At 69.8% G+C, this 8933-nt stretch carries 8 protein-coding genes; 5 read left to right on the plus strand and 3 right to left on the minus strand.

The genetic code is table 11. From position 1 onward, the window contains the following. The 4 genes from JMF90_RS12040 to JMF90_RS12055 all read left to right on the plus strand — a co-directional run. A partial coding sequence (locus JMF90_RS12040; protein ID WP_201325130.1) for an FAD binding domain-containing protein occupies window positions 1–1047 on the plus strand: 1047 nt, incomplete at its 5' end. An 18-nt stretch (window positions 1048–1065) separates the two neighbouring features. Continuing rightward, on the plus strand, window positions 1066–3429 hold the full coding sequence (xdhB, locus tag JMF90_RS12045; protein WP_201316753.1) for a xanthine dehydrogenase molybdopterin binding subunit: 2364 nt from the start codon (window positions 1066–1068) through the stop codon (window positions 3427–3429). Window positions 3430–3516: 87 nt separating this feature from the next. Beyond that, on the plus strand, window positions 3517–4185 hold the full coding sequence (gene xdhC / locus JMF90_RS12050) for a xanthine dehydrogenase accessory protein XdhC (RefSeq protein ID WP_125380801.1): 669 nt from the start codon (window positions 3517–3519) through the stop codon (window positions 4183–4185). 113 nt (window positions 4186–4298) lie between these two features. Next, a complete protein-coding gene (locus tag JMF90_RS12055; protein ID WP_125380800.1) occupies window positions 4299–4700 on the plus strand; it encodes a nuclear transport factor 2 family protein in 402 nt (133 codons plus the stop codon). A gap of 61 nt (window positions 4701–4761) precedes the next feature. On the opposite strand, the gene JMF90_RS12060 is transcribed toward JMF90_RS12055, so the two are convergent. The 3 genes from JMF90_RS12060 to JMF90_RS12070 form a co-directional block, all read right to left on the minus strand. Next, window positions 4762–5706 (minus strand): LysR family transcriptional regulator, encoded by a 945-nt coding sequence (locus JMF90_RS12060; RefSeq protein WP_027807430.1) that lies wholly within the window; start codon window positions 5704–5706, stop codon window positions 4762–4764. A gap of 81 nt (window positions 5707–5787) precedes the next feature. Then, entirely contained in the window at window positions 5788–6426 is a 639-nt protein-coding gene (locus tag JMF90_RS12065) for a DsbA family protein (protein ID WP_034174235.1), read from the minus strand. Between the two features lie 94 nt (window positions 6427–6520). Then, window positions 6521–7963 (minus strand): TAXI family TRAP transporter solute-binding subunit, encoded by a 1443-nt coding sequence (locus JMF90_RS12070; RefSeq protein WP_125380799.1) that lies wholly within the window; start codon window positions 7961–7963, stop codon window positions 6521–6523. A 433-nt stretch (window positions 7964–8396) separates the two neighbouring features. Here JMF90_RS12070 and JMF90_RS12075 point away from each other — a divergent pair, with 433 nt between their 5' ends. Further along, a complete protein-coding gene (locus JMF90_RS12075) occupies window positions 8397–8762 on the plus strand; it encodes a BON domain-containing protein (protein ID WP_175808994.1) in 366 nt (121 codons plus the stop codon). Window positions 8763–8933: the final 171 nt, after the last annotated feature.

Genomic DNA, 8933 nt, shown 5'->3' on the forward strand with positions numbered 1-8933 from the left:
GGCGCGACCGGCGAAGGCGCTCGGGCACCGTCGGCGCCGGTCGACACGGCCGCGCTCGCCCGCACGCTTGCATCGCTCAAGCGCGACGACACGTTCGACTACACGACGGTCAACGGCGCACGCTTCGCGGCGCCGCGCACGCTCGACGCGCTGGCCGCGCTGAAGGCGGAGCGCCCCGACGCGCGCATCCTCGCCGGCAGCACCGACATCGGCCTGTGGGTCACCAAACAGATGCGCCGCCTCGACGACCTGATCTACGTCGGCCAGATCGCCGAACTGCAGCAGATCGTGCACGGCGACGACTGGATCGAGATCGGCGCGGGCGTGACGGTCGAGAAGGCCTATGCAGCGCTGGCCGGCACGTATCCGGAACTGACCGAGATGTGGAAGCGCTTCGCGTCGCTGCCGATCCGCAACGCGGGCACGCTCGGCGGCAACGTCGCGAACGGCTCGCCGATCGGCGATTCGATGCCGGGCCTGATCGCGCTCGGCGCGCGCGTCGTGCTGCGCGGCGGCGACACGGTGCGCGAGCTGCCGCTCGAGGCGCTCTATACGGGCTACCAGCAGAAGGACATGGCGCCGCACGAATTCGTCGTCGGCCTGAAGGTGCCGACCCGCACCGGCGCGCGCGACAAGCTGCAGTTCCGCACGTACAAGCTGTCGAAGCGCTTCGACTCGGACATCTCGGCCGTGTGCGCGGCGTTCGCGTTCATCGCGGACGGCGACACGATCCGCGAGCCGCGCATCGCGTTCGGCGGGATGGCCGCGACGCCGAAGCGCGCGGCCAATACCGAAGCCGTGCTCGACGGCGCGCAGTGGCACGAAGCCACCGCGCAGGCCGCGATGCAGGCGCTCGAGCGCGACTACCAGCCGTTGTCCGACATGCGCGCGACGAGCACGTATCGGCTCGATACCGCGAAGAACCTGATGTATCGATTCTGGCTGGAGACGCGTCCGCACGACCCGCTGCCGCCGCAAGCCTTGAACGTGCGCGAAGTGGCCGCCGAAGTCGCCGCTGAAGCGGCCAACGACGCGGCGCGCGTCTGACGAGGGAGAACACCGAACATGAACCAGCAAGCAGAACCGTTCCTGAGCACCCTCGATCCGCAGGCCGACGCCGCGCAGGTGCACGTGTCGCGCGCCCACGAATCCGCCCACCTGCACGTGAGCGGGCGCGCCACCTACACCGACGACATTCCGCTCGTCGCCGGCACGCTGCACGCGGCGCTCGGGTTGTCGGCGAAGCCGCACGCGAAGATCGTGTCGATGAACTTCGACGCGGTGCGCGCAACGCCGGGCGTGGTCGCCGTGTTCACGGCCGACGACATCCCGGGCGTCAACGATTGCGGCCCGATCATCCACGACGATCCGGTGCTCGCGAAGGGCGTCGTGCAGTTCGTCGGCCAGCCGATGTTCATCGTCGTCGCGACGTCGCACGAAACCGCGCGGCTCGCCGCGCGCCGCGCGCAGGTCGACTACGAGGAGCTGCCGGCGATCCTGACCGCGCAGGAAGCGCGCAAGGCCGAAACCTACGTGATCCCGCCGCTGAAGCTCGCACGCGGCGATGCCGCCGCGCGGCTCGCCGCCGCACCGCACCGCGATTCGGGCGAGATGCTGCTCGGCGGGCAGGAGCAGTTCTACCTCGAAGGGCAGATCGCGTACGCGGTGCCGAAGGACGACGACGGGATGCACGTGTACTGCTCGACGCAGCACCCGAGCGAGATGCAGCACCTCGTCGCGCACGTGCTCGGCGTCGCGTCGCACAACGTGCTGGTCGAATGCCGCCGGATGGGCGGCGGCTTCGGCGGCAAGGAATCGCAGTCGGGGCTGTTCGCATGCTGCGCGGCGCTCGCCGCGTGGAAGCTGCTGTGCCCGGTGAAGCTGCGCCCGGACCGCGACGACGACATGATGATCACCGGCAAGCGGCACGACTTCCATTACCGCTTCGACGTCGGCTACGACGACGACGGCCGCATCGACGGCGTCGCGCTCGACATGACGTCGCGCTGCGGCTTCTCGGCCGACCTGTCGGGCCCGGTGATGACGCGCGCGGTGTGCCACTTCGACAACGCGTACTGGCTCGGCGACGTCGATATCGCCGGCTACTGCGGCAAGACCAACACGCAGTCGAACACCGCGTTCCGCGGCTTCGGCGGCCCGCAGGGCGCGTTCGCGATCGAATACATCCTCGACGACATCGCGCGTTCGCTCGGCCGCGATCCACTCGACGTCCGCTACGCGAACCTGTACGGCAAGACCGAACGCAACGTGACGCCGTACGGGCAGACGGTCGAGGACAACGTGCTGCAGGAGCTGCTCGGCGAACTCGAGACGACGAGCGACTACCGTGCGCGGCGCGCGGGCGTGCGCGCCTTCAACGCACGCAACACGGTGCTGAAGAAGGGCATCGCGCTCACGCCGGTGAAGTTCGGCATCGCGTTCAACGTCACGCACTTCAACCAGGCCGGCGCGCTGGTGCACATCTACACCGACGGCTCGGTGCTCGTGAACCACGGCGGCACGGAGATGGGGCAGGGGCTCAACACGAAGGTCGCGCAGGTGGTCGCGCACGAGCTCGGCATCCGCTTCGGCCGGATCCGCGTGACGGCGACCGATACGAGCAAGGTCGCGAACACGTCCGCGACGGCGGCGTCGACGGGCTCGGACCTGAACGGCAAGGCCGCGCAGGATGCGGCGCGCCAGTTGCGCGAGCGACTCGCGGTGTTCGCGGCGAAGCAGTTCGGCGACGGCAAGGTCGATGCGGCCGACGTGAAGTTCGGCAACGACGTCGTGTGGGTCGGCGGCCATGGCGTGCCGTTCGGCGAAGTGATCGCGAAGGCGTACCTCGCGCGTGTGCAGCTGTGGTCCGACGGCTTCTATGCGACGCCGAAGCTGCACTGGGATCAATCGAAGCTGCAGGGCCGGCCGTTCTACTACTACTCGTACGGCGCAGCCGTGTCGGAAGTCGTGATCGACACGCTGACCGGCGAAATGCGCACGCTGCGCGTCGATGCGCTGCACGACGTGGGCGCGTCGCTGAACCCGGCGCTCGACATCGGCCAGGTCGAAGGCGCGTTCATCCAGGGGATGGGCTGGCTGACGACCGAGGAGCTGTGGTGGAACCCGGGCGGCAAGCTGATGACGCACGCGCCGTCCACGTACAAGATCCCGACGGTGAACGACACGCCGCCCGAGTTCAACGTGCGGCTGTTCCAGAACCGCAACGTCGAGGACAGCATCCACCGCTCGAAGGCGGTCGGCGAGCCGCCGCTGCTGCTGCCGTTCTCGGTGTTCTTCGCGGTGCGCGACGCCGTGGCCGCGGTCGGCGACTACCAGGTGAACCCGCCGCTCGATGCGCCGGCCACCGGCGAGTCGATCCTGCGCGCGATCGGCGCGGTGCGTGCGGCGAGCGCCGCGCGGGCAGGCTGAGATGAACCGCCTCTCCACGCTCGCTTCGTGCGCCGGCCCCGACGGGGCGGTCAGCCTCGTCGTCATGCCGGCCCGGCGGAGGCCGGCATGAACGGCCCCGCTCGTTCGCCGCGTGCCGCGTCGCAGGCACCCGCTGCCGGATGCGACGGCGCGTGCGGCAGCGCGCCGTCGTCGATGCAGCCGTTCGCGCCGGGCACCGGCCAGCGCAACCGCGCGACCGGCGCGCCGGCGCCGATGCACATCGTGCTGTTCGGTGCGGGGCACGTCGGCCACGCGCTCGTCACGCTGCTCGGCGCGCTGCCGTGCGTCGTGCAGTGGGTCGACACGCGCGACGAGCTGTTTCCGGACGAATGTCCGCCGAACGTGCAGCCGGAGCCGACCGACACGCCGGATGCCGTCGTCGACGCGGCGCCGCCCGGCGCGTACTTCCTCGTGATGACGCACAACCACGCGCTCGACTTCTCGCTCGCCGCGCAGATCATGCGGCGGCGCGACTACGCGTACTTCGGGATGATCGGCTCGCGCACCAAGCGCGTGAAGTTCGAGCGCAGGCTCGCTGCGCGCGGCGTCGATCCGGCGCGGCTCGTGGAGATGGTGTGTCCGATCGGCGTCGCGGGCATCGTCGACAAGGCGCCGGGCGCGATCGCAGTGGCCGTCTGCGCGGAACTGCTGCAGGCCCGCTCGGGCATGCCGGTGGCCGATGCGAAGGCGGCTGCGGCCGGCCGCGCACGCGACGACGTGTCCTGCGCGCGATAAAGCCACGGTAAAACGGCGACGCCGCGCGGCCGGCGCACGGCCGCGCGTTTTTGCATACACTGCACGACCATGCGCGGCAGCGGGTCGCGCTTCACCTCACCGTGCACGCACCCATGTCCGATCACTCCGTCTATCTCGACGCGCTCGATGCGAGCCTCGTCGCCATCGAGCGCTGGCTATCCGGCGTCGATACCGCGCCCGCGGCGCTCGATGCACTGCTCGCCACGTTTTCCGCGGACTTCACGATGATCCTGACCGACGGCCGGGTGGTCGACCATGACGGCATGCGCGCGCTGTTCGCGAAGCTGGCCGGCGCGAAGCCGGGGCTGCGCATCACGCTGTCGGAGATCCGCGTGCTCGCGGCCGACGCATCGCATGCGGTGCTCACCTATCTCGAAGCGCAGCACGCGGCAGCGGGCGAGCTGCCCGCGCGCCGTGCGACCGCCGTGTTCACGCGTGATGCGGCGGGCGTCGTGCGCTGGACCCATCTGCAGGAAACCTTCTGCACGGCCTGAGCGGCTGCGCTGCCTGACCCGTCGCGCTGCCTGCCCCGTCATACTGCGCTTCGGCCGCGCGTCAGCGCTTGCGCGTGCGGGCGACCGTCAGCTCGTCGGACACGCTCTGCATCAGCGCGCATAGCCACGCGATGTCGGTCGGCCGATCGGGTTGCGGGTGCGTGAGCAGGTAGCTTTTGATGCGCGGGAACGGCACGGGCGGCGTGACGACGACGAGCGGCAGCAGTTGCGCATAGTGTGTCGCGAAGCGGCGCGTCGTCGTGAAGATCAGGTCCGACTGCAGCAGCACCTGCGGCACGATGCCGAAGTACGGCAGCGTCGTCACGATACGCCGCGTGAGGCGCGCGCGTGCCAGGCCGATTTCGATCGCGTTGCGCTTGTCGCCGGTGTACGGCGTCGGTGCGACGTGCGCGGCCGATGCATACGCTTCGCGCGTGAGCGGCGCGCGGGCAAGCGGATGCGCGTCGCGCATCAGGCACACGATCGTGTCGGAGAACAGGTCCTGGCGCGCGAACTGCGGGTCGGGCTTCGGCCAGTTGCCGATCACGAGATCGAGCGCGCCCGATTCGAGCGCGCCCGCGTGGTCGAGCGCGGGATTGAGCGAATCGATTTCCAGATGGGCATGCGGGGCCGCGTCGCGAAAGCGCTCGATCAGCGTCGGCATGAAGAAATCGTTCAGGTAGTCGGGCGCGGCGACGCGGAACGTGCGCCGCGCGGACGACGGATCGAAGTCGCCGTGCGGCGTCGCGATGAAATCGACCTCGCGCAGCGCACGCGACGCGGCTTCGAGCAGCGACGCGCCGTATTCGGTCGGCACCATGCCCGATTTGCCGCGCACGAGGATCGGATCGTTCAGCGTCTCGCGCAGCTTGCGCAGCGCGGTGCTGATCGCGGGCTGCGTCTGGTTCAGCCGCAACGCGGCCTGCGTGACGCTGCGCTCGAGCAGCAGCGTGCGCAGCACGCGCACGAGCCAGATGTCGAGCGAGGCGGTACGGTCGTCTTCCATGGATGGAGGGTGATTCGGGGGACGCGTAACCTTACCGCAGCCGCACGTTGCCGTGCGTGATACCGGCCATCACGCACGCCATCACGCGCGGCCCTTCGGCAGCGTGCTGATCCGCTTGACCTCGCGCGATTCGAGCCAGTTCGGCGTGCGCGCGCAGTACAGCACCATCGGCAGCGCGTCCTCGCCCCAGAACAGTTGCTGGTTCATCCAGAACGTCGGCACGCCGAACACACCGAGCGCGATCGCGTCGGTCGTGTTGCGGGTCAGTTGCGCAGCGGTTTCCTCGAATTCGATCAGCTCGTCGCCGTGACCCACGCCGACGCGTTCGCACAGCGCGGCGAAGCCTTCCGGCGTCGACGGATCGTTGCCTTCGCGCCAGATGAACCGGAACATTTCCAGCACCGTCACGATATCGGCGCGCAGCGCGATCGCGAGGCGCAGCACCTTGTCGGAATCGAACGGGTGCGCGGGCGGCATCTTGAAACGGATGCCGAGCTGCTCCGCGCGAAACAGCGCGTGACGGTACGTGAACACGCGCTTGGCCGGCACGTCGGCGGTCGGGCGCTGGCCCCAGTGGCGCTGCAGGTCGGTCAGCGACACGGGCACGGGGACGAACGGCACGTCCGGCCATTTGTCGTGCTGCTCCAGCAGCAGATACGAGAACGGCGACACGAAGTCGAAGAACCAGGCGGGTTGGGTGGTATCGAGGCCGGTTGTCATGTCGTTCTCCAGAAGGTGGGGCGTGCGGCGCCTGGCGGCGGCCTCCATGTTACGCGGCGGCGCGCGCATGCAGCAATGATCGCGGATCGTTCGCTCACGCGGAACCGGGAGTCGCCCGGGGGGCGTCGCCAGCCGGCGGCGGCGCGGCTTGCGCGCGTGCCGGCGGGCTGCCGGCGCCGGGCGGGCCCGCCGGCGCATCCTGGTCGTGCGCGGTGAGCCGTTCGCGCACGAAGCCGATGTGCTCGCGCAGTACGTAGAACTGACCGGCGTACGCGAGCGGCATCTTCATCCGGTTCACGGCTTCCTCGATGTCGTCGAGCTGGTCGAGCAACTGCACGCGCTCCTCGGCCGTATGGTCGCCGAGTGCGCTGCGTTCGAGCGCGATCAGCGCGCCGTACCAGCGGTAGATGCGCGAGCGCACGCGCCAGCCATACAGCGACGGCACGAGCCGCAGCCCGGGAATCAGCACGACGACCAGCGGTACCAGCACGACCAGCAGCCGGTCGACCAGGCTCGCGACCCAGAACGGCAGCCGCCGGTACAGGAAGGTCTTGCCCGACTTGTAATAGCGCGACGCGTCGTCGGACAGCGGGAAGCCGCGCGTGACCGGCGACGGGAATTCGCCCGCGTGCTGCAGGATCGTCGCGTGGCCGTGCACTTCGCGCGCGGCCTCGATCAGCAGGTCGGACAGCGCGGGGTGCAGCGAGTCGCGCGCGACGAGTTCGATCGTCGGCGCGACCGTGTGGATATCGGCGGGCGGCAGATTGAGGCCGAGATCGTAGACGCCCATCGGCAGCGTGATCGCGGTCAGGTACGGAAAGCGCCGCGCGTACGCCTCGGCCTGCGTGAACGAATACACGTGCACGCCCGGCGCGCGGAACAGCTTCGCCATCACCGGAATCTGCGTCGAATCGCCGGACAGGAAGGCCGCGTCGATCTTGCCGTCGAGCAGCGCGGTCGCCGCGTCCTCGCCGGCGGTCGGCAGGAGCGCGGTCGGGCCGCCCGGCACGATGCCGTTCATCTTCAGCAGCGCGAGGCTCAGTTCGCGCGCGCCGCTGCCTTCCGCACCGAGCGCGAGCCGCTTGCCCTTGAAGTCGGACAGGCGCGCGACGACCGGGCCGCGGTACATGATCGCGAGCGGCACGTAGCCGATGCTGCCGAGCGACACGAGATGCTCGTCGCGCTCCTTCGGGCCGATGCCGCTCTGCACGAACCCGACGTCGACCGGCGCGTTCGGATTCGACAGCCGCGCGAGGTTCTGCGCGGAACCTTCGGACGATTGAACGTCGAGCGTGACGCCGTTTTTAGCGAGAATCGTCTTGTACTTCTGCGCGGCGTTCCAGTACGTGCTGCCGGGCGGCCCGGACGAGATCACGAGCGTGGACGGCGGCGCCGGCTGGATCAGCTTGACCGCGAGCCAGACGGCCGCGCCGGCGAGCAGCACGGTCGGGCCGATCGACAGCGCGAGGTCGCGCCACGAGACGGCGACGAAGCGGGCGAGGATGCGGCGCGGCGGGCGAGGGCGGGCAGGCTTCATGGGGTTGGCGGATGACGCTGGCGTGACGCATCGGTGACGGTCGTCGCGGGACGACGTGGAGTCTCGCGGCGATGGTACCCGGTTTCCCCGCGCCTGCGCGAGTCGGGGAGAGTATTGCACCGCGGCACCGGGACGGCGGCGGGCACCCCCGCGTCAAAAGCTTTGCGCTTCGGCGGGCGCTGGATTACATTGTGCGACGCAGCCGCGCCCGATTCGCGCGCGACCCGGCACGTCATCAGACCGGGCGCGTCCGGCCGGCGGTTGCCCGGCCCGGCCGGCCCGCTTTCGCGTGCGCCGGCCGCCGGCCCGTGACGCCTCTCTCGTATCGCCGTGGAAAACACCGGCTGTCCCGCCCGTTCGCGCGCGGGCCGGCTGTTTTTGGGGGTATTCGGCCGTACTGTGCACGGCCGTTCCGGAGTGATAAGGAGATAGCATGAAGTCGATCGTGTTGAGAGCGTTGGGTGTCGCCGTCGTGGCGGCCTGTCTGTCGGGCAGCGTGTATGCGCAGTCGAGCGACGCAGCGGCCACGGAAGCGCCGGCGGCGGCGAGCAGCGCGCCGAAGGCCGCCGCGAAAACCGCGAAGAAGGCGAACCGCAAGCTCGGCTACGCGGTGCGCAAGGCCATTACGAAGGCAGGCGGCATCGACGTGGCGAACATCGTCGTGCGTTCGAAGGGCGGCGCGATCTCGCTGGAGGGCACGGTGCCCGACCAGGCACAGATCGACAAGGCGGAAGAGGCGGCGAAGAGCGTGAAGGGCGTGACGTCGGTCACGAACAAGCTGACGGTTCAGCAGCAGTAACGCCGGGCGGCGGCGCGCGAGCGCCGCGTGCGCCCGTTTTCAGGCGGGCCCCGGCATGCCGGGGCCCGTTTGCGCTTCAGAGGCCGAACGCCGCGCGCGACGCGGCGGCGGACCGATAACGATATCGAGGGGGCGGCGATGACGAAACTCGGGTGGGGCAGGCGGGTGGTG

Source organism: Burkholderia sp. E168m23 (assembly GCF_016586125.1).
GTDB classification, from domain to species: domain Bacteria; phylum Pseudomonadota; class Gammaproteobacteria; order Burkholderiales; family Burkholderiaceae; genus Burkholderia; species Burkholderia orbicola.